This is a genomic window from Streptomyces sp. NPDC041200 (assembly GCF_055591805.1).
This window is the reverse complement of the sequence record NZ_JBVIZF010000003.1, coordinates 679,449-702,676: the sequence shown is the minus strand read 5'-3', so window position 1 is coordinate 702,676 and position 23,228 is coordinate 679,449. Positions and strand designations below refer to the sequence as shown.

At 71.7% G+C, this 23,228-nt stretch carries 20 protein-coding genes; 7 read left to right on the top strand and 13 right to left on the bottom strand.

What is annotated here, in order from left to right:
- Positions 1 to 69 precede the first annotated feature (69 nt).
- Positions 70 to 1,209 carry a tRNA dihydrouridine synthase DusB gene (gene dusB / locus ACZ6CL_RS12910; RefSeq protein WP_468934908.1) on the top strand — a complete coding sequence of 380 codons (1,140 nt, stop codon included), beginning with the start codon at positions 70 to 72 and terminating at the stop codon, positions 1,207 to 1,209.
- Positions 1,210 to 1,245: 36 nt separating this feature from the next.
- Here the strand turns inward: dusB and ACZ6CL_RS12905 are convergent, their stop codons facing one another.
- The gene (locus tag ACZ6CL_RS12905; RefSeq protein WP_468934905.1) at positions 1,246 to 2,565 is read right to left on the bottom strand and encodes an MGH1-like glycoside hydrolase domain-containing protein; all 1,320 of its coding nucleotides are present in this window, start codon (positions 2,563 to 2,565) and stop codon (positions 1,246 to 1,248) included.
- Positions 2,566 to 3,056: 491 nt separating this feature from the next.
- Between ACZ6CL_RS12905 and ppdK the strand changes: the two genes are divergently transcribed.
- A complete protein-coding gene (ppdK, locus tag ACZ6CL_RS12900; protein ID WP_468934903.1) occupies positions 3,057 to 5,783 on the top strand; it encodes a pyruvate, phosphate dikinase in 2,727 nt (908 codons plus the stop codon).
- A gap of 128 nt (positions 5,784 to 5,911) precedes the next feature.
- On the opposite strand, the gene ACZ6CL_RS12895 is transcribed toward ppdK, so the two are convergent.
- Complete coding sequence (locus ACZ6CL_RS12895; RefSeq protein ID WP_468934900.1) at positions 5,912 to 6,751, bottom strand: class I SAM-dependent methyltransferase; 840 nt, start codon at positions 6,749 to 6,751, stop codon at positions 5,912 to 5,914.
- A 412-nt stretch (positions 6,752 to 7,163) separates the two neighbouring features.
- Here ACZ6CL_RS12895 and ACZ6CL_RS12890 point away from each other — a divergent pair, with 412 nt between their 5' ends.
- Positions 7,164 to 8,237 carry an ArsR/SmtB family transcription factor gene (locus ACZ6CL_RS12890; RefSeq protein WP_468934897.1) on the top strand — a complete coding sequence of 358 codons (1,074 nt, stop codon included), beginning with the start codon at positions 7,164 to 7,166 and terminating at the stop codon, positions 8,235 to 8,237.
- Here ACZ6CL_RS12890 and ACZ6CL_RS12885 read toward each other — a convergent pair.
- The 10 genes from ACZ6CL_RS12885 to ACZ6CL_RS12840 all read right to left on the bottom strand — a co-directional run bounded on the left by ACZ6CL_RS12885 (position 8,195) and on the right by ACZ6CL_RS12840 (position 18,346).
- The gene (locus ACZ6CL_RS12885; protein WP_468934894.1) at positions 8,195 to 9,061 is read right to left on the bottom strand and encodes a carbohydrate ABC transporter permease; all 867 of its coding nucleotides are present in this window, start codon (positions 9,059 to 9,061) and stop codon (positions 8,195 to 8,197) included. The genes ACZ6CL_RS12890 and ACZ6CL_RS12885 overlap by 43 nt on opposite strands.
- A complete protein-coding gene (locus tag ACZ6CL_RS12880; protein WP_468934891.1) occupies positions 9,061 to 9,975 on the bottom strand; it encodes a carbohydrate ABC transporter permease in 915 nt (304 codons plus the stop codon). The genes ACZ6CL_RS12885 and ACZ6CL_RS12880 overlap by 1 nt, the downstream gene beginning before the upstream one ends.
- Positions 9,975 to 11,249, bottom strand: a complete 1,275-nt coding sequence (locus ACZ6CL_RS12875) for an ABC transporter substrate-binding protein (protein ID WP_468934888.1) — start codon at positions 11,247 to 11,249, stop codon at positions 9,975 to 9,977. Before ACZ6CL_RS12875 ends, ACZ6CL_RS12880 begins: the two co-directional genes overlap by 1 nt.
- A gap of 95 nt (positions 11,250 to 11,344) precedes the next feature.
- A complete protein-coding gene (pcaDC, locus tag ACZ6CL_RS12870; RefSeq protein ID WP_468934885.1) occupies positions 11,345 to 12,565 on the bottom strand; it encodes a bifunctional 3-oxoadipate enol-lactonase/4-carboxymuconolactone decarboxylase PcaDC in 1,221 nt (406 codons plus the stop codon).
- A gap of 282 nt (positions 12,566 to 12,847) precedes the next feature.
- Complete coding sequence (gene pcaB, locus ACZ6CL_RS12865; RefSeq protein WP_468934882.1) at positions 12,848 to 14,116, bottom strand: 3-carboxy-cis,cis-muconate cycloisomerase; 1,269 nt, start codon at positions 14,114 to 14,116, stop codon at positions 12,848 to 12,850.
- Positions 14,117 to 14,141: 25 nt separating this feature from the next.
- Positions 14,142 to 14,729 (bottom strand): protocatechuate 3,4-dioxygenase subunit alpha, encoded by a 588-nt coding sequence (pcaG, locus tag ACZ6CL_RS12860; protein ID WP_468934879.1) that lies wholly within the window; start codon positions 14,727 to 14,729, stop codon positions 14,142 to 14,144.
- Entirely contained in the window at positions 14,729 to 15,496 is a 768-nt protein-coding gene (gene pcaH, locus ACZ6CL_RS12855; RefSeq protein WP_468934876.1) for a protocatechuate 3,4-dioxygenase subunit beta, read from the bottom strand. The genes pcaG and pcaH overlap by 1 nt, the downstream gene beginning before the upstream one ends.
- A gap of 50 nt (positions 15,497 to 15,546) precedes the next feature.
- Positions 15,547 to 16,740, bottom strand: coding sequence for a thiolase family protein (locus ACZ6CL_RS12850; protein ID WP_468934874.1), 1,194 nt, complete (start codon positions 16,738 to 16,740; stop codon positions 15,547 to 15,549).
- Positions 16,737 to 17,528, bottom strand: coding sequence for a CoA-transferase subunit beta (locus ACZ6CL_RS12845; RefSeq protein ID WP_468934871.1), 792 nt, complete (start codon positions 17,526 to 17,528; stop codon positions 16,737 to 16,739). The genes ACZ6CL_RS12850 and ACZ6CL_RS12845 overlap by 4 nt, the downstream gene beginning before the upstream one ends.
- Positions 17,525 to 18,346 carry a CoA transferase subunit A gene (locus ACZ6CL_RS12840; RefSeq protein ID WP_450873535.1) on the bottom strand — a complete coding sequence of 274 codons (822 nt, stop codon included), beginning with the start codon at positions 18,344 to 18,346 and terminating at the stop codon, positions 17,525 to 17,527. Before ACZ6CL_RS12840 ends, ACZ6CL_RS12845 begins: the two co-directional genes overlap by 4 nt.
- 208 nt (positions 18,347 to 18,554) lie before the next feature.
- On the opposite strand from ACZ6CL_RS12840, the gene ACZ6CL_RS12835 reads away from it, so the two are divergent.
- Complete coding sequence (locus ACZ6CL_RS12835) at positions 18,555 to 18,992, top strand: MarR family winged helix-turn-helix transcriptional regulator (protein WP_391169512.1); 438 nt, start codon at positions 18,555 to 18,557, stop codon at positions 18,990 to 18,992.
- A 47-nt stretch (positions 18,993 to 19,039) separates the two neighbouring features.
- On the opposite strand, the gene ACZ6CL_RS12830 is transcribed toward ACZ6CL_RS12835, so the two are convergent.
- Positions 19,040 to 19,867 (bottom strand): IclR family transcriptional regulator, encoded by an 828-nt coding sequence (locus tag ACZ6CL_RS12830; RefSeq protein ID WP_468934867.1) that lies wholly within the window; start codon positions 19,865 to 19,867, stop codon positions 19,040 to 19,042.
- A gap of 252 nt (positions 19,868 to 20,119) precedes the next feature.
- Between ACZ6CL_RS12830 and ACZ6CL_RS12825 the strand changes: the two genes are divergently transcribed.
- From ACZ6CL_RS12825 to ACZ6CL_RS12815, 3 genes are all read left to right on the top strand, one after another.
- Positions 20,120 to 21,115, top strand: coding sequence for a zinc-dependent alcohol dehydrogenase (locus ACZ6CL_RS12825; protein ID WP_468934866.1), 996 nt, complete (start codon positions 20,120 to 20,122; stop codon positions 21,113 to 21,115).
- A gap of 144 nt (positions 21,116 to 21,259) precedes the next feature.
- Positions 21,260 to 22,609, top strand: a complete 1,350-nt coding sequence (locus tag ACZ6CL_RS12820) for an MFS transporter (protein ID WP_468934864.1) — start codon at positions 21,260 to 21,262, stop codon at positions 22,607 to 22,609.
- A 140-nt stretch (positions 22,610 to 22,749) separates the two neighbouring features.
- A complete protein-coding gene (locus ACZ6CL_RS12815) occupies positions 22,750 to 23,166 on the top strand; it encodes a hypothetical protein (protein WP_468934863.1) in 417 nt (138 codons plus the stop codon).
- The last annotated feature ends 62 nt before the right edge of the window (positions 23,167 to 23,228 follow it).

The following is a 23,228-nucleotide window of genomic DNA, read 5'->3' as shown; positions in this document are numbered from 1 at the left end:
CGACGCGTACGACGACCCGGTACGGCCGCCCATACGAACGTCCTACCCGCACCGCGAGGAAGCTCACCCATGACCCAGACACAGCTGCAGATCGGCCCGCACACGGTCCAGCCACCGGTCGTCCTCGCGCCGATGGCCGGGATCACCAACGCGCCGTTCCGCACCCTGTGCCGGGAGTTCAGCGGCGGCAAGGGGCTCTTCGTCAGCGAGATGATCACGACTCGCGCGCTGGTCGAGCGGGACGCCAAGACCATGCGGCTGATCCACTTCGACGGCACCGAGAAGCCGCGCTCCATCCAGCTGTACGGGGTTGACCCGGTGACCGTCGGCAAGGCCGTACGGATGATCGTGGACGAGGACCTGGCCGATCACATCGACCTCAACTTCGGCTGCCCGGTCCCCAAGGTGACCCGTAAGGGCGGCGGCTCGGCGCTCCCGTACAAGCGGAACCTGCTGCGCGCGATCCTGCGCGAGGCCGTGACGGGCGCCGGTCCGCTGCCGGTGACCATGAAGATGCGCAAGGGCATCGACGACGACCACATCACCTATCTCGACGCGGGCCGGATCGCGGTCGAGGAGGGCGTCACCGCGATCGCGCTGCACGGTCGCACCGCCGCCCAGCACTACGGCGGCACGGCGGACTGGGACGCCATCGCGCGGCTCAAGGAGACCGTCCCCGAGATCCCGGTGCTGGGCAACGGCGACATCTGGTCCGCCGACGACGCGGTGCGGATGATGAGCCGCACCGGATGCGACGGCGTGGTCGTCGGGCGCGGCTGCCTGGGGCGGCCGTGGCTCTTCGGCGACCTGGTCGCGGCGTTCGAACCGGGCGGCGGTGCCGGTTCCGTCCGGCCCACGCTGAAGGAGGTCGCCGCGGTGATGCGCCGCCACGCCGAGCTGCTCGCCCAGTGGCTGGAGGACGAGGAGCGCGGCGTGATCGACTTCCGTAAGCACGTCGCCTGGTACACCAAGGGCTTCTCGGTCGGCTCCGAGATGCGCAAGCGGCTCGCGATCACCTCGTCCCTGGCCGAGCTGGACGAGCTGCTGGCCGGCCTTGACCTGGACCAGGAGTGGCCGCCCGGCGCCGACGGCCCCCGCGGCCGCACCTCCGGCCGCAACCGTGTGGTGCTCCCGGACGGCTGGCTGGCGGACCCGTACGACTGCGCGGGCGTGACGGCGGACGCGGAGCTGGACACCTCGGGCGGCTGAGCCGTCAGGGGAGCGAGCCGTCAGGGGAGTGAGCCGTCAGGGGAGTGAGCCGACCGCCAGGTCCAGGGCCAGCGCCGCCGTCCAGCTGAAGTCCCGGGTGCCGCGCGCCTCCTCCGTGTACGGGTCGACGTACTCGGCGAACCCGGTCGCGGCGGCCGCCTCCAGGGCGGCGTCCCGCAGCGCGTCCGCCTCGTCCACCGCGCCGTGGAGCCGCAGGCCGCGCTCCAGCAGCCAGTTGACGTTGAACCAGGCGGGGCCGCGCCAGTAGCGGGACGGGTCGAAGGCGTGGCCGCGCAGGTCGTAGCTGGGCACCAGGCGCACCGAGGTGCCCAGCCCGAAGTGCTCGCCCGCGGCCGTACGGAGCAGCGCGCCGACCGTGGCCCGGGGCAGCTCCGGGACGAGCAGCGGCAGCAGTCCCGCCGCGCTCCGCTCGGGGATCAGGCCGCCGCCCACCCCATCGCGGCACAGGAAAAGCCCGGCGGCCGGGTCCCAGAGGCGGTCCAGCAGGGCGGCCGTCAGACGGGCGGCCCGGGCGCGGTGCGGCCGGGGGTCCGCGCCGAGGTGCCGCGCGATCTCGGCCAGGGCGTGTTCGGAGGCGATGAGCAGGGCGTTGACGCCGGGGTCCTCGACGGCGAAGGCGTGGGTGCCGGGGCGGTCCTCGTAGCCCCCGTCCCGGTAGTCCGCCGCGAGCCGTACGTAGCGCCCGTAGTCCAGATCGGTCGGACGGTCGGCGGCCGCGCCGTGGTCGAGGTCGGCGCGGCGGAACTTCTCCGGCGGGACGGGCTCGACGCGGGCCAGCGGGGCGTCCCAGCAGGGGCTGTTGTCCATGCCCGGCTCCCAGGGATGGACCACCGACACCAGCCCGCCGCCGCCCAGGTCACGCCGGTCGGTCAGATAGCGGTGCCAGGCGGCGAGCCGGGGGTACGTACGGGCCAGGAAGCCGGACCGCGCCGAGGCGCGCGGGTCGGCGCGGTGGACGAGCAGACAGGCGAGCGCGTGCACCGGGGGCTGGATGATCCCGGAGGTCGCGACGCCGGGAGGGGCGCCGCTACCCCCTGGGGACGGGCGCCAGAAGTCCGGGCCGGGGAAGTAAGCGCCCGGCGGCACCGCCGGGTTGTACACGATGTGGGGGACGCGTCCATCGCTCCACTGGGCCGTGAGCAGGGTTTCCAGCTCCCGCTGGGCGCGGCGTACCGAAAGATGACGCGATCCGATCGCGATGAACGCCGAATCCCAGCTCCACTGGTGTGGATACAGACCGCGCGAGGGGACCGTGGAGGAGCCGGTCCAGTTCTCGTCGAGGACGCGCCGCGCGCCGGGCACCACCTGCGCGAGCGCGGGCCGGGCGCTGGTCACGGGCCCTCCTCGTCATCGCCTATGACGGCACGATACCGGGCCCGCGACGCCGCTCACCTGCGAATCGCTCATCTGAGCGAGCCCCCTCTCGTTAGGTCCAAGGAGTGAGATGAGGCACCCTGGAGGGGGGTGATTCTCGCCACTCTGATCACCCCCTCGCTCAGATGAGCGGAAGAATGGAGGGGGTTCGGTGGTCGTCCGCTGTGCTCATCTCCTCAATGCATGGCACTCAGTGCCATGCTCTCGATGTTCGAGTCCTCGAACCAGGGCTAACGGAGGGTAGTGAATGGCCGTCGCTTCATATGCGTGGCGTGTGCATGTGTTCGACTCTTGAAGGAGTGACCCGCGCCACTCCCTTTCGCAGCGCACTTTCGAACACGTGGCAGGCGGGTGGTTACAGCCCGATGACGGTGGAGTGGACATACTCAGGAGCCTTCGATCTGGGTACGCTCCCCGCCGTCAGGGCAGCCGAGCCGAGGAGATCGAGTCCCGTGCCGGAAACACAAGATCAGCAGAAGTTCGTTTACGACTTCACCGAGGGCAACAAGGATCTCAAGGACCTCCTCGGCGGGAAGGGAGCGAACCTCGCCGAGATGACCAATCTCGGTCTCCCCGTGCCACCGGGATTCACCATCACCACCGAGGCGTGCAAGGTCTACCTCGACAGCGGTACCGAGCCCGCGGCCCTCCGCGACGAGGTGAGTGCGCACCTCGAAGCCCTCGAAGGGAAGATGGGCAAGAAGCTCGGCCAGGCCGACGACCCGCTCCTGGTATCCGTACGCTCCGGCGCGAAGTTCTCGATGCCCGGGATGATGGACACCGTCCTCAACATCGGCCTCTCCGACGAGTCCGTCGCCGGGCTCGCCGCGCAGGCGGGCGACGACCGGTTCGCCTGGGACTCCTACCGCCGCCTGATCCAGATGTTCGGCAAGACCGTGCTGGGCGTGAACGGCGACCTCTTCGAGGAGGCCATCGACGCGGCCAAGCAGGCCAAGGGCGTCACCGTCGACATCGACCTCGACGCGGCCGACCTCAAGAAGCTGGTCACCGAGTTCAAGGGGATCGTCTCCCAGGAGACCGGTCGCAGCTTCCCGCAGGAGCCGCGCGAGCAGATGGACCTCGCCGTACGGGCCGTCTTCGACTCCTGGAACGGCGACCGCGCCAAGCTCTACCGCCGCCAGGAGCGCATCCCGCACGACCTGGGCACCGCGGTCAACATCTGCTCCATGGTCTTCGGCAACCTCGGCCCTGACTCCGGCACCGGCGTCGCCTTCACCCGCGACCCGGCCAGCGGCCACCAGGGCGTCTACGGCGACTACCTGCAGAACGCCCAGGGCGAGGACGTCGTCGCGGGCATCCGCAACACCGTCCCGCTCGCCGACCTGGAGCAGATCGACAAGCGCTCGTACGACGAGCTGATGCAGATCATGGAAACGCTCGAAACGCACTACAAGGACCTGTGCGACATCGAGTTCACCATCGAGCGCGGCAAACTGTGGATGCTCCAGACCCGGGTCGGCAAGCGCACCGCCGGTGCCGCCTTCCGGATCGCCACCCAGCTGGTCGACCAGGGCCTGATCGACGAGGCCGAGGCGCTGCGCCGGGTCAACGGCGCGCAGCTCGCGCAGCTGATGTTCCCGCGCTTCGACGACGAGGCCGCGGCGAGCGACGCCGTACGGAAGATCGGGCGCGGCATCGCCGCCTCCCCGGGCGCCGCCGTCGGCAAGGCCGTCTTCGACTCGTACACCGCCGTCAAGTGGTCCCGCTCCGGTGAGAAGGTCATCCTCATCCGCCGCGAGACCAACCCCGACGACCTGGACGGCATGATCGCCGCCGAGGGCATCCTCACCTCGCGCGGCGGCAAGACCTCGCACGCCGCCGTCGTCGCCCGCGGCATGGGCAAGACCTGTGTGTGCGGCGCCGAGGACCTGGAGGTCGACACCAAGCGCCGCCGCATGATCGTGCCGAGCGCGGACGGCAAGGACGACCTGGTCATCGAGGAGGGCGACGTCGTCTCGATCGACGGCTCCTCCGGCAAGGTCTACCTCGGCGAGGTCCCGGTCGTCCCGTCCCCGGTGGTCGAGTACTTCGAGGGCCGGATGCACGCGGGCGCCGACGACGCCGACGAACTGATCGGCGCCGTCCACCGGATCATGGCGTACGCGGACCGGGTCCGCCGCCTGCGGGTACGGGCCAACGCGGACAACGCCGAGGACGCCGCCCGCGCCCGCCGCTTCGGTGCCCAGGGCATCGGGCTGTGCCGCACCGAGCACATGTTCCTCGGTGAGCGCCGCGAGATGGTCGAGCGGTTGATCCTCGCCCACGGCGAGGAGGAGCGCGACGCCGCCCTCGGCGAGCTGCTGCCGCTCCAGAAGAAGGACTTCGTGGAGCTGTTCGAGGCGATGGACGGGCTGCCCGTCACCGTCCGGCTGCTCGACCCGCCGCTGCACGAGTTCCTGCCCGACATCACCGAGCTGTCGGTGCGCGTCGCGCTCGCCGAGTCCCGCAAGGACCACAACGAGAACGACCTGCGGCTGCTCCAGGCCGTCCACCGGCTGCACGAGCAGAACCCGATGCTGGGCCTGCGCGGCGTACGCCTCGGCCTCGTCATCCCCGGCCTGTTCGCCATGCAGGTCCGGGCCATCGCCGAGGCCGCCGCCGCCCGCCGGAACGCCAAGGGCGACCCGCGCGCCGAGATCATGATTCCGCTCGTGGGCACCGTCCAGGAGCTGGAGATCGTCCGCGAGGAGGCCGAGCAGGTCATCGCCGAGGTCGAGCGCGCCCACGGCGTGGACCTCAAGCTCTCCCTCGGCACCATGATCGAGCTGCCCAGGGCCGCGCTGACCGCCGCTCAGATCGCCGAGTCCGCCGACTTCTTCTCCTTCGGCACCAACGACCTCACCCAGACCGTGTGGGGCTTCTCCCGCGACGACGTCGAGGGCAGCTTCTTCACCGCGTACCTGGAGAAGGGCATCTTCGGCGTCAGCCCCTTCGAAACGATCGACAAGGACGGCGTCGGCTCCCTGGTCCGCGCCGCCGCCCAGGCCGGACGGGCCACCCGCCCCGACCTCAAGCTCGGCGTCTGCGGGGAGCACGGCGGCGACCCGGAGTCCGTCCACTTCTTCCACGAGGTGGGCCTGGACTACGTCTCCTGCTCCCCGTTCCGCATCCCCGTAGCCCGCCTGGAGTCGGGCCGCGCGGCGGCCAACGGGCGCTGACGGCGGGCCGATAAGGCCACCGGGGCCCGGCCGGGGATCACCCACCCTCACCCGGCAACGGCCCCGGATCTCAAAGGGGGCGGCACCTTGTGCGGAGGTGCCGCCCCCTTCACCTGCGTCAGGTGGTGTCACCGCCGGTGGGACACGCCCAGCTCGATGAGGTAGCGCTTGGTCACCCTGCCCCCGTACCGCCCGTCGATCAGGGCCGCGATACACCCCAGCAGCCCGTTCCTGGCGGCCTCCGGGAGGGCCCGGTGGCCGGAGTAGGTGCGCAGCAGGTCCAGGTAGTCCGACGTCGTGTACGTGAGGTCCTGCTCGTAGCGGCGGAAGGCCGTGGGGCCGAACCGGCCGCTTCGGGCCACCTCCGCCGCGTGGTCCGAGCCGTCGATGCCGGCGGCCTCGGGCGGGCGCAGGCCGGGTGGGGTCTCCGGGTCGAAACGCTCGTAGCAGCGCTGGACCTCGACGAAGAACTCCTCGGTGCCGCCCCGCACATGCTGGCCGCGCACCACGGCGAGCGCGCCGCCCGGGCGCAGCGCGTCGGCGGCCTTGGTGATCCGTACCGCCGGGTCGATCCAGTGGAACGCCGTCGCCGAGACGACCGCGTCGAACGGCTCCGGTGGCAGTGGCCAGCCCTCGAACTCCGCCGTCACCACCTCCACCGCTCCGGCGCCGGCCAGGTTGCGGCGGGCGACGGCGGCCATGTGCGGGCCCGCCTCGACGGCCGTGATCCGGCAGCCCCGACCGGCCAGCGGCACCGTCGCCTGCCCGGTCCCGCAGCCCACCTCCAGGACGCGGCTGCCGGGGCGGGCGCCCGCGAGTTCCGCGAGGTCGTCGTACAGCTCCGGCGGATATCCGGGCCGGGCCCGGTCGTACAGCTCCGCGTCCTCGTCGAACGTCCGGCTCAGGCGCGCGCGCCGGGACTCCTCGGGCCGGTCGTCGCGCCGTGCGGGCGTGGTGTTGTCGGGCATGCGGAGCAGGCTAGCGAGACCGTCCCGCGTCTCGTAGGGAGTAACCGCTGAGGGGACGGCTGAAGGGACGGCACCTTTGTGCGGAGGTGCCGCCCCCTCTCACTCCCCCCACGGGAGCCGTTGCCGCCCGGCATCGGATCGGGCGGCAACAAGTGCCCTGTCGCCGTCGCACACTCGTCACCCCCCACGGGAACGAGCAATACGGCCCAGAGCACCGCCTGTTGAATTACGGACGGACGTCGGTGGTGTTTCCCCGGCGCGTCCGGTTTTCCCGGAGAACAGCTTTCCTCTTGGACGGGTCGTAGCGCTGCCCCTTTCACATCTGGCCAAAAGGGCGTGGTCACTGACCGTGCCACCGTGCATACTCAACGGTGGTCGGGGGGCCGGTCACCATGTCACTTGTGAGGGTCTGGTGCTACGTGTTCATTTCAGTGAACTCGATCTGGCCCGGCTGCGGATGGCAGTCCGCCCGGACGCGCTCTGGGAGACCGTTTTAAGTTTCCACCGGTTGCGCGAGAACCGTGCCGAGACCGTATACGGGGAATGGCGCTCGGAGGCGCGTAACCGACTCAACGGCGAAGGCAGGCTGCTGGCGCCGCTCATTCCGTCGCGGGGCTATTTCCCCGACTTCCTGACGCCCGCCGAAGGCGTAATCGGGTGCGATGCCGCCATGGACGCGCTGCACGCGACCCCCGCCGAGCGCCTGCACTCCGAAATCGAGCGGCTGCCCTCCGCCCGGACCCTCCCGGGGTGGATACGCGGCCTGGCGCAGGGCGAACGGCGGCCGCTGGACCGGCTGGTGGGCGTGCTGCGCTCCTATCACGAGGCCGTCGTCGCACCGTACTGGCCGCATATCCAGGCCCGTATCGAGGCGGACAGGGCGGCCCGCGGCCGGGCCCTGCTCGACGGGGGCGCCGACGGGCTGCTGGCCTCGCTGCCGCCGACCATGCGCTGGCGGGCGCCCGTGCTGGAGGTGGACTATCCCGTCGACCGGGACCTGGAGCTGCGCGGCCGGGGGCTGTTGCTGCTGCCCTCGTTCTTCTGTCGCAGAACGCCGGTGACCTACCTCAACCCGGAGTTGACCCCGGTCCTGGTCTACCCCGTCGAGCACGCCCGGAGCGGTGTCCCGGCCCCGCCGCGGGCCGGAGTGCCAGCGGTCGCCGCGCCCGCCGCGCCGGGGCAGACCAAGTCGCTCGGCAAGCTCGTCGGGCACACCCGCTCGGCGGTGCTGCTGGAGGTCGGCGGCGGCTGTACGACGAGCGAACTCGCCCGCCGGGTCGGCGTATCGCTCGCCTCGGCCAGCCAGCACGCCAGTGTGCTGCGCGAGGCCGGGCTCGTCCACACGCTGCGCCAGGGCGGCGCCGTCCTGCACACGCTCACCCCGCTGGGCGCCGCCCTGCTGCGCGGCGGCGTCCCGGTGGCGCCGTCGCGGGGTGTGGGGCGTCAGTCGTCGATGCCGGAACGCTCGACGCCCGCGACGATGTAGCGCTGGAGGAAGAGAAAGACGACCAGCAGCGGCACGATCGACACCGCGGCCGCCACGAACAGCTCGTGGAGGTTGACGCTCTGAGCCGTGGTGAACGTCGACAGCGCGACCTGGACCGTCCACGCCTCCCGGTCCTGGCCGATGACCAGCGGCCACAGGAAGGCGTTCCAGGCGCCGATGAAGACGATCGTGCCGACCGCCGCGAAGACCGGCCGCGCGTTCGGCACCACGACCAGCCAGTACGTACGCCAGTAGCCGAGCCCGTCCACCCGCGCCGCGTCCTCCAGCTCCCTCGGGAAGCCCAGGAAGTACTGGCGGAAGATGAACGCCGCGACCGCGCTGAACAGCGTCGGGACGACGAGGCCGCGCAACGTGGAGATCCAGCCCAGCGAGCTGACCAGCACGAAGCTCGGTACGAAGGTGACCGCGGCCGGGACCATGAGGGTGCCCAGGATCCAGTAGAAGACGGCGTCGGCGTGAGCGTACGGGATGCGGGCCAGCCCGTACCCGGCGAGTGAGGCGAGCAGCACGGTGCCGAGGGTGGTGAGGACGGCGATCAGGGAGGAGTTGAGCAGCGCGTGCGCCATCGGCACGTTGGGGTCGTCGAACAGCTCGCTGACGTTCGACCAGTGCAGCTCAGTGGGGAAGAGCGTCCAGCCGGGCGAGGTGATGTCCGCCTCGCTGGACAGGCCGTTGCGTACGAGGAGATAGAACGGGATCAGGAACAGCAGCGCGAGGGCGATCAGGAGGAGCAGCCGGACCGCGCGTCCTACGGTGACCAGGGCGTCCCGTAGGTCACCTGTGTTCTGTTGGCGGGGGCGCATCAGTCCTCCTTCCGGCCCAGGCCGAACCAGCGCGCCTGGATCACCGTCACCACCGCGATGATCAGCGCCAGGATCACCGCGCCCGCGCTGCCGAGGCCCAGGTTCTGCCCCTGCCCGAGCGCCGTGTAGTAGAGGTAGACCAGCGGCGGGCGGGCGTACGGCGGATAGCCGCGCGAGTCGGCCAGCAGGTTGTAGAACTCGTCGAACGCCTGGAACGCGTTGATCACCAACAGCAGCACCACCGCGACCGATGTCGCCCGCAGCTGCGGAAACGTGATGTGCCGGAACACCTGCCACCCCGGTCGCGCCCCGTCCACGGCGGCCGCCTCGTACAGCCGCGGCGAGACGCGCTGCAGCCCGGCCAGGAACAGCACCATGTAGAAGCCCGCCTGGAGCCACAGCCGCACGGTGACGATCACCAGCCAGTACCAGGGCGGCTCTGTGGTCGACAGCCAGGCGATCTGATCGGCGCCGAACCAGCCGAGGACGGTGTTGGCCAGCCCGAACCGCACCCCGTTGAAGATCGACATCTTCCAGATCAGCGCCGCCACGACATAACTGCACGCCACGGGAAGGAAGAACACCGACCGGAAGAACGCCTGCGCCCTCGGCAGCCGGTTCACCATCAGCGCGAGGGAGAGCGAGAGGACGTAGGTCGCCGGGACGATGAAGGCCGTGAAGACCAGGAACGTCACCAGGCTGCCGGTGAACGCGTCGTCGCGCAGCATCGCCGTGTAGTTGTCGAGGCCGACGAAGCGGGTCGGCGAGACCGTGTTGTGCGCGTCGAAGAAGCTGAGGTAGGCGCTCCAGGCGAGCGGGACGTAGGTGAAGAGGGTCAGGCCGAGGGCGAAGGGGCCGACGAAGATCCAGAACCAGAGCGTGCGGTGCTGACGCCCGGTCAACCGGGTGGGCATCAGCGCTTCTTCTGCGGGTTCTGTACGCGGCGCAGCTCCGCCGCCGTCTTACGGACCACCGTCCGCAGCTCGCTCTCCGGGTTCGCGCCGCCCTTGATGACGCGGCTCAGCGCGTCCTGGTACGCCACCTTGCTCGCCGGTGTCCACAGCAGCGGCTCGGCGTGGCCGTGCTCGGTGGCGAACCGCACCGCTTCGCCCGCCGCGCCCTGCCGCAGCTTGGCGGCCTTCTGCGCGAGCGAGATCCGGGCCGGGATGTGGAAGCCGTAGGTGAGCGCGAAGTCCTCCTGGTACTCCGTCTTCTCCACCCACAGCCACTTCACGAACGCCTTCGCCAGCTCCTTGTGCTGGCTGCGGGCGCTCACCGCCGCCCCGTACGCCCCCACCGGCACCGCGGGCCTCCCGTGCGCGCCCTCCTGGGGGAACGGCAGCACCCCGAAGTCGTCCCCCAGCGCTTTCTTGACCTGCGGCAGTGCCCAGAGTCCCGACCACTGCATGGCCGTCAGCCCCTGGGTGAACGCGGCCGGGTCCGACCAGTCCGAAGGCGCCCCCAGCAGCAGCGACTTCTCCGCGTACAGCTGGCGCACCTTGCCGAGCGCGCGGGCGGCGGCCGGGTCGTCGAAGCCGACCTTTCCGTCCTCGGTGATCAGCTCCAGACCGGCGGCGTGCAGCGGCGTCCCGCCGAGGACGCCGGGGCCGCCGTCGTTGCCCAGGAACAGCCCCTTGACGTCTCTCGTGGTCAGCTTCTTCGCCGCGTCGACCAGCGCGTCCAGGGTGCGGGGCGGCTCCACCCCGGCGTCCTCCAGCATGCTGGTGCGGTAGTAGAGGAGCTGCATGTCGACCACTTGCGGGATGGCCCAGACCTTGCCCTCGTAGGTCTTGGGCGCGAGGACGGCCGGATTGATGTCGTCCTTCGCCTCCTTGAGGAGGTCCGTCAGATCGACCACCTGCCCGCCGTGGATCTGGTCCAGCGTCGGCCCGTTGACCTCGAAGACGTCCGGCCCGGATGTGGTGAGCAGGGCGGCGGCCGTCTGCTGGTCGTAGTTGCCCGGCCGCCACTGGACCTCGACGTGTGCGTCGTCGAAGGCGTCCGCGTAGCGCTTCACGGCTTGCTCGGTGCCGGGTTCGCCGTACTGGTGGTACCACTGCGACAGGGTCGGCTTGCCGTTTCCGTCGTCCCCGCCCCGCCCGGTGTTGGACCCGCACCCCGCGCCCGCCGCCCCGGCCAGGACGAGCCCGCCGCCGGTGCCGAGCAGTCTCCTACGGCTGATGGACATGTCGCCGCCCCCTCGATGTCCTTGACTCTGCGTCGCCGTCAGACTCAACGATCAATGATGGGGCGGGATTACGACAGATTGGTTGCGGCCGTATATCAGCCTTCCCGGGTGCCTTGGCTGCCTTGGCTGTCGATCTCGTCGAAGACGCGCTGGGCGGTCGCGAACGCGGAGTTGGCCGCCGGGACGCCGCAGTAGATCGCGCTCTGCAGCAGCACTTCGCCGATTTCGTCGCGGGTGAGGCCGTTGGTGAGCGCGGAGCGGATGTGCATGGCCAGTTCGGTGTCGTGGCCGTGGGCGATGAGCGCGGTGAGGGTGATGGCGCTGCGCATCCGGCGGTCCAGGCCGTCGCCGGTCCAGATCTCGCCCCAGGCGTAGCGGGTGATGAAGTCCTGGAAGCGGGCGGTGAACGGGGTCGTACGGGCCACCGCGCGGTCCACGTGGGCGTCGCCGAGGACGGCGCGGCGGACGGCCATTCCGGCGGTGTGGCGGGAGGCATCGTCGGTGGCCGTCTTCGTGTTCGTGCTCGTGTTCGTGCTCGTGTTCGTGTTCGTGAAGTGGGTGACCAGCGCGGAGGTGACCGCCTCCGGGCACTCCACCCCGGCGAGGTGGGCCGCGTGGGCGACCTCCACCAGGCTCGCGCCCTGGACCGCGTCCGCGATCTCGCGGGCGTGCGGGGGAGGGGTGGCCGGGTCGTCGCGGCCCGCGATGATCAGGGTGGGGGCGGTGATGGAGGGGAGCGCGGTGCGTACGTCGTAGTCGGCGAGGACGTCGCAGCAGGCCGCGTACCCGGCGGGGTCGGTGTCGCGCAGGTCCTGGAGCAGGGCGCGGCCGCGGGGGGTGTCGGCGAACGCGTGCGAGAACCAGAGCCCTGGGCGGCTCGCCACCATCACCTCTGTTCCTTGCTCGCGCACGAGCTTCGCCCGGTCCCGCCAGACGGGGGGCTCGGCGAAGTGGGCCGAGGAGCAGACGACTGCGAGGGATGAGATGCGGTCGGGGTGGTGCGCGGCGAGGTGGAGTCCGACGGCGCCGCCGATGGAGATCCCCGCGTAGGCGAAGCGGTCCCAGCCGTGGGCGTCGGCGCTTCGCAGCACGAGTGCGGCGAGGTCGGCGACGGTGGCGCTGCCGTCGTGGGGGAGCGCGGTGGCTGGCGAGCCGCCGTGGCCCGGGAGGTCCCAGCGCAGGGTGCGGTGGGTGCGGGCGAGGGCGGGGAGTTGGGGTTCCCAGACGGCGAGGGATGTGCCGATGGAGGGGCCGAGGATGAGGGGTGGGGCGGTGGTGGGGCCGTCCAGGGTGGTGTGGAGGTGGTGCGGGGTCATGGGGTTCGCTCTCCGGGGGGTGCGGTGGGTTGGTTGCGGCCGGTGTTTGTTCCCCACCCCGCCCCTTCCCGAACCAAGGGCGCTGCGGGGTGCGGGCGCGGGTGGGTGCGCCTGGGGTCTCGTCGCCGGGTGCGGGCCGGTGGGTGGGTTGTGCCCACCCGTTCCGCCCTGGCGGAACGATTGCCCACAACCGTCCAGCCCCTCCGGCGTTTGAGGAGCGGGGTTTGGGGCGGAGCCCCGGTTCGGGAAGGGGCGGGGTGGGGACAGGCCCGCCGCCAGGCGTTACGCATCGCGGCGTAGGGCGCGGTCTACCAGGGTGGGGGCCTCGCCCACGTAGGTGGTGGGGTCGGTCAGGTCGCGTAGGCGGCCGGGGGGCAGCGCGTCCGACAGGGCTTCGGACAGCGGCCTGCCATCCCGCGCCGCCTCCGTCAGGAGCCGCTTCGCGCCCGCGCGGCCAAGCGTCGGCGTGAGGGCCGCGATGAGCCGTTCGCTCACGATCAGGCCGTCCGTCAGGTGCAGGTTCGCGGCCATGCGGTCGGGGAAGACCCGCAGGCCGGAGGCGAGTTCCGCGGCGTCGCGGGCGCCGCCGCCCGCCAGCCGCAGCAGGTCCCGCAGGGGCTGCCACTCGGCGTGCCACGCCCCGCCGGGGCGTTCGTCCTCGGCGGCGAGCGCGCCGAGCAGCGTGGCGGCGAGGCCGGGAGCCTGGCGGGCGGCGGAGGCGATGAGGGTGGCGCGCACCGGGTTGGACTTGTGCGGCATCGCGGACGAGCCACCGCCCGACCCCTCCGCCACCTCGCCGATCTCCGTACGGGACAGGACCAGCACATCGGCGGCCATCTTGCCCAGCGCGCCGACGGTGAAGGCGAGCGTGGAGCCCAGGTCGGCGATGGGGGTGCGGAGGGTGTGCCACGGCAGGTCGGGTTCGGCGAGGCCGGTTTCCGCCGCGAAGCGGGCCAGCAGCGGGATGCCGTCGTCGAAGGCGGCCAGTGTGCCCGCCGCACCGCCCAGTTGGGCGACCGGGCGCAGGGCGGTGAGCCGGTCGCGGGCGTCCAACACCAGCGAGCGCCAGCCCGCCGCCTTGAGGCCGAAGGTGGTGGGGACGGCGTGCTGGGTGAGGGTGCGGCCCGGCATGGGCGTGGCGCGGTGGGCGGCGGCGAGCCGCGCCAGCTCCGCCGCCGTACGGTCGAGGTCGGCGACGATCAGCGGCAGGGCGCGGGCCACGACCAGCATGGTGGCGGTGTCCACGATGTCCTGGCTGGTCGCGCCCCGGTGGACGTACGCCGCGGCGTCACGGTCCGTACGGGCCACCGCCGCGGTGAGGTCGGCGACCAGCGGGATGACGGGGTTGCCGCCGGAACGGGCCCGCTGGGCGAGGTCGCGTACGTCGTACAGCCCGGCGCGCGCCGCGTCCGTCACCACGGCCGCCGCCCCGGCCGGGGCCAGCGCCCGGGCGAGGGCGGCCTCGGCGTCGAGCATGGCCTGGAGGAAGGCCGTATCGCCGGAGGCCTCCTCGACCGCCGAGCCGACCCGTGCGGGAGCCAGCAGCCCCACGTCGTCGCTACCTGAACTGCCTGAACTACCTGAACTCAAGGAAAACCGTCTCTCCCTCACCCTGCAGGCGGATGTCGAAGCGGTACGTCCCCGGCTGGGGCTCCGCCGTCGCCACCAGCGTCTCCCGCCGCGCCGGATCCAGCGCGGCGAGGAGCGGGTCGGCGGCATCCGGCCGCGCGTCCTCGGGGAGGTACAGGCGCGTGTAGAGGTGGTGCAGCAGCCCACGCGCGTGGACGCACACGCTGATGTACGGGGTGGCCGGGGCGGCCGGGCCGCCGGGGCGCAGCGTACGGGCCGTCCAGTGGCCGTCGGCGTCGGTGGCGATGCGGCCGAAGCCGGTGAAGTCGACGCCGTTGCGCCCGGCGAAGCCGCCGGTCACCGGGTCGCGGCGCATCGATCCGGGCGCGCCGGACAGCGAGCCGTCCGGGCCCGCCTGCCACAGCTCGATCAGCGCGTCCGGCACGGGCGCGCCCGCGCCGTCGTAGACCCGGCCGTGCACGGTGATGGCGTCGGGGTGGCCCACGGGGGCGAGGTCGCCGCCGCCGGGGAAGGGGAGCGCGTAGCCGTAGAAGGGGCCGACGGTGTGGGAGGGGGTGGGGGAGAGCTGGGGCATCAGCGGCCTTCCTCGATCCAGGTGGCCGACGGCCCGTCCAGCACGATGTCCCAGCGGTAGCCCAGCGACCACTCCGACTGGGACAGCGCGTGGTCATAGGTGGCCACGAGCCGCTGCCGCGCCGATTCGTCCGTCACGGACTGGAGGATCGGGTCGTAGGCGAAGAGCGGATCGCCGGGGAAGTACATCTGGGTGATGAGGCGCTGGGTGAACGCCGTACCGAAGAGGGAGAAGTGGAGGTGCGCCGGGCGCCACGCGTTCTCGTGGTTGCGCCACGGATAGGCGCCGGGCTTGATGGTGGTGAAGCGGTAGGAGCCGTCGTCGCCGGTCAACGTCCGCCCGACGCCGGTGAAATTGGGGTCGAGGGGCGCCGGGTGCTGGTCGCGGAGGTGGGCGTAACGACCGGCCGCGTTGGCCTGCCACAGCTCGATGAGCTGGCCGCGCACCGGCCGTCCGTGGCTGTCCAGCAGGCGGCCGGAGACGGTGATGCGCTCGCCGAGCGGTTCGCCCTGGTGCTGGATGGTGAGGTCGCTGTCGATGTCGGTGATGTCGGTGTGGCCGAAGACGGGCGTGTGCAGTTCGACGGTCTCGGGGTCGCCCTGCACGGCGACCAGCGGCTGCTTCGGGTGGCGCAGCACGCTGCTGCGGTACGGGGCGAAGTCGCGCGCGGGGTGGTTGGCGGCGGGGGCGCCATCGGCGCGCGCCTTGTCGTAGGCGGCGCGGCTGTCGGCGAGTTCGCGGTCGATGTCGGCTTGCGTGAGTGTCATGGGGAGCGTGCGCCTTACCTTTCGAGGACGAGTTCCCGGCCGGGGACGGGTTACCGCTCAAGGACGAGGGCGAGGCCCTGTCCGACGCCGATGCACAGGGACGCCACGCCCGTGCCCGAGCCCGCGGCGGCGAGCTGGTGGGCGACGCCTCCGGCGAGGCGGGCGCCGGAGGCACCGAGGGGGTGGCCGATGGCGATGGCGCCGCCGCGCGGGTTGACCAGGGCGGGGTCGAGGCCGGGCCATTCGGCGAGGCAGCCGAGCGCCTGGGCGGCGAAGGCCTCGTTCAGCTCCAGCGTGGTCAGATCGGCGAAGGAACGGCCCGCCTTGGCGAGGGCGCGGCGTACGGCCTCGACGGGGCCGAGGCCGAAGTACTGCGGCTCGATGCCGGTGACGGCGGAGGCGCCGATGCGGGCCAGGGGTTCGCGTCCGGTGGCCTTCAACCCCTCGTCGTCCACGAGCAGCAGGGCGGCGGCGCCGTCGTTGAGCGGGGAGGCGTTGCCCGCGGTGACCGTGCCGCCCGGCTTACGGAAGGCGGGCTTCAGCTTGGCGAGCGACTCCATCGACGTCGTGTCGCGGATGGTTTCGTCGCGGAGCAGGCCGGTGTCCGGGTACGGCAGCACCTCGGCCTCGTACGCGCCGTCCTTCCACGCCCGCGCCGCCTTCTCGTGGCTGGCGAGCGCGAAGGCGTCCTGGGCGTCGCGGGTGATGCCGTGCTTGTCGGCGATCAGTTCGGCGCCCTCGCCGAGGGCGACGGTCCACTCGGGCGGCATGTCGGGGTTCGTCATGCGCCAGCCGAGGGTGGTGGAGTACATCTGCTGATGCCCGGCGGGGAACGCGCGCTCCGGCTTTTGCAGCACCCAAGGGGCGCGTGACATGGATTCCACGCCGCCCGCGAGGGCGATATGCGCGTCGCCGGTGGCGATGGCGCGGGCCGCCTGCAGCACGGCCTCCAGACCGGAGGCGCACAGCCGGTTGACGGTCGCGCCGGGCACGGTGACCGGGAGCCCGGCGAGCAGGACGGCCATGCGGGCGACATCGCGGTTGTCCTCGCCCGCGCCGTTCGCGTTGCCGAGGTAGACGTCGTCGATACGGGCCGGGTCGAGCGCGGGCGTACGGTCGACCAGGCCGCGGATGACATGCGCGGCGAGGTCATCGGGGCGCACCCCCGCGAGCGCGCCGCCGTATTTGCCGATGGGCGTGCGGACGGCGTCGACGATGTAGACGTCACGCAGGGCGGTCATCATGCGTCCTTTCCGGCGGCCTTGAGGGCGCGCAGCGCCGCCAGTTCGTCGGGGGTCGGCGGCTCGGTGGTGGTCACGGTGTCGGCGACCGTCAGCTCCCAGCTGGTGGCGGCCCGTACCTGCTCGACGGTGACGCCCGGGTGCAGCTCGGTCAGCGTCAGTTCGGCGGTGGCCGGGTCGGGGCGCAGCACGCCGAGGTCGGTGATGACGGCGACCGGGCCCGCGCCGGGCATGCCGAGCTTGGTGCGGTCGCCGGGGCCGCTGCCGTGGCCCATGGTGGTGACGAAGTCGAGCTTCCGCACGAAGTTGCGGGTGGAGTGGCGCAGCACCATGAGCACCTGGCCGCAGTTGGAGGCGATCTCGGGGGCGCCGCCCGCGCCGGGCAGGCGGCCCTCGGGCTTGTCCGGGCCGCGGTCCACGATGGTGGTGTTGATGTTGGCGTAGCGGTCGACCTGGGCGGCGCCCAGGAACCCGACGTCGATCCGGCCGCCCTGGAGCCAGTAGTTGAACATCTCGGGCACCGGGATCACGGAGTCGGCGGTCTCCGCGAGTTCGCCGTCGCCGATGGACAGCGGGAGCCGGGTCGGCTTGGAACCGATGGTGCCGGACTCGTAGATGAGGACCAGGCCGGGGTTGACGGTGGCGCGGGCGAGGTTGGCGGCCGTGCTGGGCAGGCCGATGCCGACGAAGCAGGTCTTGGCCCCGGCCAGCGCGCGGGCCGCGTTGACCTCCATCAGCTCGTCGCGAGTGAAGTCAGGGGTGCTCGCGGTGCTCGCGGTGCTTTCGGTCATCGGACGGCAGCCTTTTCGGTACGCACGTTCTCCTCGATCCACTGCGTGAACGCCTCGCGGTCCCGGGCGATCGGGTCCCATGCCTGGTAGAAGCCGTTGTCGCGCACCGAGTACCCGGTGGCGTACGAGGGGTGTGCCCCGCCGGGGACCACCGAGACCGCGTCGATCACCCAGGTCGGCAGGACGATCCCGCCCGGCCGCGGCTCCAGCTCCTCGACGATCTCCTCGACCGTCACCAGCACCCGGTTCGCCGCGAGCGCGGCTTCCTTCTGCACCCCGGTCAGCCCCCACAGCTGGACGTTGCCCGCGCGGTCGGCCTGCTGGGCGTGGATCACCGTGACGTCCGGGTTGAGGGCGGCGACGGCGGCCAGCTCCTCACCGGTGAAGGGGCAGGTGACGGTGGAGATGGTGTCCGTACGGGTCGGGATGTCGCTGCCTCGGTAACCGCGCAGTACGGCGAAGGGCAGCTTGGACGCGCCCGCGACGTAACGGTTGGCCATGCCCGCGTGGCTGTGCTCGTCCAGCTCCAGCGGCCGTGGCCAGCCGTTCTCGACGGCGTCGCGGAACCGGTGCAGCGAGCCGACGCCGGGGTTTCCGCCCCAGGAGAAGACCAGCTTGCGGACGAGTCCGGCGCCGATGAGCTGGTCGTAGACGACGTCGGGGGTCATGCGGACGAGGGTGAGGTCGGTGATGCCCTGGCGGATGACCTCGTGCGCGGCGGCGTACGGGATCAGGTGGGTGAAACCTTCCATCGCGACGGTGTCCCCGTCGTGGATGAGGTCCGCCACGGCGTCGTGCAGGCTTCGAATGTCGGCCATCGTCACTCCGCGGTGATCGCACACGTTCGCACGCGGTTTCGGAATGCTCAGTGTGCTGACTATTTTCTTGGCGTTCCCGAACGGTCCCATCGCTCGGGGCGCTCGTCAAGGGAGTCTAGGGCGAAGATGGGCCGCTCGACACTGGTGCTTCCACAGGGCAGAATCATTCAGTACACGAACCAAAGGCGGGGCGCCGGGAGGTCAGGGCATGGGTGCGGTCGATCTCAACACTCACCCCGGGCATCTGGCCCGCCGACTTCAGCAGGCGCACTCGCTGCTGTGGGGCGCGATGGTCTCCGAGGAGACCACATCGCCGCAGTTCGCGGTGCTCAACGCGCTGGTCGAGAAGCCGGACATCGATCAGCGCACCCTGAGTGAACACGTCCACCTGGACCGTTCCACGATCGCCGACGTGGTCGCCCGGCTCGGCCGCCGAGGCCTCCTGGAGCGGGTCCGCGACCCGCGCGACGGGCGCCGCAACGTCCTCAAGCTGACTGACGAGGGCGTGCGGCTGCACCGGAAGCTGGTGACGCGGACGGCGCGGATGAACCGGGTGTTCCTGGCGCCGCTGGACGAGGGCGAGCGGGAGCTGCTGCTGCGGCTGATCGGGCGGGTGGCGGACGCGGCGGAGGAGCTGAGGTCGTAGGCCCCGGCCGCGGCCCTGTCGCGGGCTCTACGGGGTGAAACCCCTGGTCAGCCCTCCGTCGGCAGCGCGCCCAGGCCGCCCGCCACCGTGCGGGCCGCGCCCGAGAGCGAGGCCACGAACCTCGGCAGCCGCTCCGGCGTGAAGCGCGCCGACGGGCCGCCGAAGGAGAGCGCCGCGACCACCTCGCCGCCCCGCCCCCGGACCGGGACGGCCACCGAGGACAGCCCCTCCTCGTGCTCGCCGTGGCTCGCCGCGTACCCCTGGCGGGCCGTCTCCGCCGCCCAGCGGCGCAGCGTATCGGCGTGGTCCGGGCCGCTGGGGGAGCGGCGGGCGATCCGGTCCAGGAGGGCGTCGTCGGCGCCCAGGAGCAGCACCTTGGAGGGGCCGCCCGCCCACAGCGGCAGTTCGTCCCCGACCTGCACGATGTGGCGCAGCGCCTGCGGCCCCTCCTCCTGGGCGACGCAGACGCGGTGCACATCGCGCCGCACGTACAGATGCACCGTCTCCCGGTGTTCGGCGGCCAGCTCGCGCAGGGCCCGCCGGGCGGGGGCGGGCAGCCGCCAGCCCTGGTCCGCCATGCGGACCCACCGGAGGAAGGTGGGCCCGGCGGTGTAGCGGCCGTGTTCGTCGAGCCAGAGCAGTCCGTTGAGGCGCAGGGTCTGCAGGATGCGCAGGACGGTCGTCTTCGGCAGCCCGCTGGCCTCGACGATCTCGCGGATGGACAGGGCGGGGCGGTGCTCGCTGAACAGGCCGAGGACATCGATGGTCCGCTGGACGGTCCTCATGCCCCCGTTGCCGCCGCCGCTGTCACTCGCACCGCCGCTGTCGCGGTTGCCGCCGGCCCCCGTGTCCTCCGACGTCCCGCCCTTGCTCATGCCGCCACTCCTCGCCCCGGTCCGCCGGCTGGTCCACCGACGGCCCCAGTATGGGCCCAGGTCCGCTGCGCGGACCAGTGACCTCGGTGGCGCCGCGGGCGTCCGGGCACGTCAGAGCGGTACCCGGGGGCGCGGGCCGTGTCACATCGCGGATACTCGCCCGCAACCTCTTGTCGATGCTCAGCATACGTCCTATCGTCACCGTCACTCGGACCTCCGGGTCCATTCAGCGGACCAATGTCAGGAGTCACGGTGAAAGCAGCCGTTCTCACCGCACCCCGCCGCCTCCACATCGCCGATGACTGGCCGGAGCCCGTATGCGGCCCCCACGATGTCCTCGTCCAGCTCGACGGGATGGGTATCTGCGGTTCCGACCTGGCCGTCTTCGATGGCGCGCGGCAGCCTCCCGCCCTCCCCTGGGTGGTCGGCCACGAAGGCTTCGGCCGCGTCGTCGCGACCGGCGCCCAGGCCGCCGCGGACCGGGCAGCCCCCGCCCCCGGGACGCGCGTCGTCATCGAGCCCAACTACGCCTGCCTCCAGTGCCCCGACTGCGCCCGCGGACTCACCTCCGCCTGCGCAAAGCGCACCATCGTCGGCATGAACGCCCCCGGCCTCCTCGCCGAGCGCGTCGCCGTCCCCGCCCCCTTCGCCCACCCCGTCCCCGACTCCGCCCGCGCCGTCGACCTGGCGTGCGCCGAGCCGTACACGGTGGCCCGTACCGCCGTACGCCGTGGCGGCGTCACCGCCGACGACAAGACCCTCGTCGTCGGCGCGGGTGCCCAGGGGCTGCTGCTCTGCCAGGCGCTGCTGGCCATCGGTGTACGCCCGGCCGTCGTCGAACCCCATCCGGCGCGCCTGGCGCGCGCCGTGGAGCTGGGCGCCCGCGCGGCGGCCGAGGGCGAGGGCGGGTTCGGGTACGTCTTCGAGTCGTCCGGCGCCGACGCCGCGCTGCGCGCCGCGCTGGAGCGTACGGCGCCGGGCGCCACGTTCGTCCTGGTCGGGCTGGGCGCCGACCCGCTGCCGCTCACCCTCAACCAGCTCGTCCGCGCACAGCTCACCCTCCGCGGCTCGCTCATCTACGACCATCCCGGCGACTTCACCGCCGCGCTGGCCGACATCGCCTCGGGCGCGGTACGGCCCGGCGACTCGATCGACGCCCGCTTCCCGCTGGAGCGCGCGCAGGAGGCGTTCGCCGGGGCCCGTGAACGCGCGGGCAAGACCTGGATCTCGCTCACCCCCGCCGACTGAACCCCGTCCCCCTTTGGGCCCCGTCCCCCTTTGGGCCCCGTCCCCCTTTGGGCCCGTCCCCCTTTGGGCCCATCCCCTTCTTTGCCCCCCGTCCCCCCTTCGAGCCCCGTCCCCCATGGCATCTGGAGACGAAGGAGTCTCACCATGAGCACCACCGGCACGCCCGCCACCGCCGCGCCCCCACCCCTCGTCCCCGACTCCGCCCGCCCGGCCGTCAGCCGGGCCCGCTACGGGCTGCTCACCTCCCTCTTCATCATCACCGCGATCAACTACCTGGACCGCACGAACCTTTCGGTCGCCCTCCCGCACATCAAGGACGACCTCCACCTCACCGCCACCCAGCAGGGCATCCTGCTCTCCTCCTTCGGCTGGGCCTATCTGCTGCTGCAGATCCCCACCGGCCGTCTCATCGACAAGGTCGGCGCCAAGCTGGCCTTCGGGTACGCCCTGATCGGCTGGTCCCTCGCGACCGCCGCCGTCGTCCTCTCGCGCGGTTTCGGCTCGCTCGTCGGCGTCCGGGTCGCGCTCGGCGCCTTCGAGGCACCGGCGTTCCCGTCCAACAACCGGCTGGTCGTCAACTGGTTCCCGGGCAGCGAGCGCGGCCGTGCCACCGCCACGTACACCTCCGGCGAGTACATCGGGCTCGCGGTCGCCGCGCCCGTACTGTCGCTGCTCACCGTCCACTTCGGCTGGCGCTCGGTGTTCCTGGTCACCGGGGCGATCGGGCTGCTCTTCTCCGTCGTCTGGTTCCGCCGGGTGTACGACCGTCCCGAGCAGAGCCCGAAGGTGAGCACCCGGGAACTGGCTCACATCCAGCAGGCCGACGAGCGGGAGCCGTCCGACGCCGCCGAAAAGGCCTCCGAGGCGGAACTCTCCACCCTGCGCGCCGATCTGCGGGTGCTGTTCACCAACAAGCGGCTGTGGGGCATGTACATCGGGCAGTTCGCCAGCGCCTCCGTCCTCTTCTTCTTCCTCACCTGGTTCCCCAGCTATCTGGTGGAGGAGAAGGGGATGGGCATCATCAAGGCCGGGTTCTGGGCCTCCGCGCCCTACCTCGCGGCGCTGGTCGGCACGCTGGCGGGCGGCGCCTGGTCGGACCGGATGCTGAACAACGGCCGGTCCCGTACGGTCGCCCGCAAGCTTCCGGTGATGATCGGCTTCGTACTCGCCTCGATCATCGTCTGCGCGAACTTCACCGACTCCGCCCCGCTGGTGATCACCTTCATGTCGATCGCGTTCTTCGCGCAGGGGTTGATGCAGAACAGCTGGGCGCTGTTCGCGGACTCCGTTCCTCGGCGGCTCACCGGCACCGGCGGCGGCGTCTTCAACTTCATGGCCAACGCGGGCGGTGTGCTCACCCCGCTCGTCATCGGCTTCATCGTCGACGCGACCGGCTCCTTCGCCTGGGCGCTCGGTTACATCGGCATCGTCGTCGCCGTGGGGCTGGTGGCGTACGCGCTGCTCATCGACCGGGTGGAACGCATCGAGGCGTGACCCTCGTCACGGTAACTCCGCACAGCGGCTACTCATTGGTCACAGGTTCCACAGAAGTTTACCCGTGCCTTCACAATTCCCCCACATGCGGAGTCTAGGTTCTCCATATCCATTCGACGCCCACGGGGAGGGATGTCACGGTGCCCGGAATCGATGAGTGTCTGCTGGAGGCCATGAAACTGCCCGGCGCCCGGGGTGCCGCCGTGGTCGACTGGACCAGCGGTCTGGCCCTGGGCACGGTCGGGGAGTCGCCGAGCGGCGACCACGAGGCCACGGCGGCCGAGGCGGCGGAACTCGCGCGGATGGCGGCGGAATACCCGTCCTTCGCCCCCGCCGACGGCTCCGACTGGTCCGACGAGTCCGGCGGGCCCGACGACGGCACTCCCGTGCACGATCTGATCGTCAGCAACCGGGACAGCTACCACGTGCTCCAGTTCGTCCGCACCACCTTCGACAGCAGTGTCTTTCTGCATCTGTGGCTCGGCCGTACGGAGGGCAATCTCGCCCTCGCCCGCATCCGGCTGGGCGAGATGGCGCGGCAACTGGTGCTGGGGTGAGCGCCTTGCGGGCACTGACTCCCAGCCTGCCCCTGCGGCGCCCCGCGCCCACCGCCGACAGC